Source organism: Methanobrevibacter filiformis (genome assembly GCF_001639265.1).
Classification (GTDB): Archaea; Methanobacteriota; Methanobacteria; order Methanobacteriales; family Methanobacteriaceae; genus Methanacia; species Methanacia filiformis.
Window position 1 is genome coordinate 1 of record NZ_LWMT01000169.1, and the last position, 933, is coordinate 933.

General features: G+C 28.1%; 1 protein-coding gene. It reads right to left on the reverse strand.

Annotated elements, in window-relative coordinates; genetic code table 11:
• Positions 1 to 244: 244 nt before the first annotated feature.
• Positions 245 to 933: PD-(D/E)XK nuclease domain-containing protein (locus tag MBFIL_RS04670; RefSeq protein ID WP_211261714.1), on the reverse strand; the 689-nt coding region annotated here is incomplete at its 5' end.

Genomic DNA, 933 nt, shown 5'->3' on the forward strand with positions numbered 1-933 from the left:
TACCAAGACACCTGAAAAAAATATACAAGACAGAACAAGGAATAACAACCTATTTAGATCTTCAAAGAATAAAATGGGAGCAAGAAAGAGGAAAAATTATCTCAACCATGAAGTTTTTGACATAGCCTTTTTTTTATTTTATAGTCCAACACCAAATTTTTGAAACAAAATTTTGTCGATTATTATAAATAAACTGCAAAAATTAGTGCAAAAAATTAAGTTTCTGACTATAATATCTATTGTTTTAATTATTTTCATTTTTATATATGGTTAAAGCTTTTTTTAAGTCTAATAGTTTACATTTAACGTTTCGTGGTTGGAATGCTACTGATAGTAAAATAACATTCTTGTTTTGGTATGGTTTGTAATATTCATTTGTTATAATTTGACTTAATCCATCATCTAACATATTGTCCATGGATTCTGTTTCGCTGAATTTGAATTCGATAAGTATTATATTATTTTTTTGTTTTAATATAGCATCCATTCTTCCTTTAATTGTCATGATTTCTTCTTCAATATCGAAGCCTAGTAGTTGCAGCCAGGAAATAGCTAAAATTTGGTAATGTGCTTCAAATTCTTTTTTAAGTTTACCATATAAGAGGTTTGGGATTTTGTGAAGTAAAATCTCGAAAGATTTTTGTAAATTTGCTTCATCTAAGTTTAAGATGTATTTAAGCATATTATCTGTCATTGGTTGTATTTGGCTCTCGTCATAGTTAGTGTAGGTTCCTAAGATATAGCTGAATAATGAATCATGCACTTCTTTATTAGGAATAGCTAGTTTATATTTTGATGATTCTCCCAAAATTGTCTTTTCTTCTTCTTTTATTGTTAAATAACCTGTTTGTAGTAGTGCTGTTGTGAAGTCTAAGTTTTCGAGTTTAAAGCTAGGGAATGTTCCTGAGAATGTGGCACTTTTATTTACTAAGA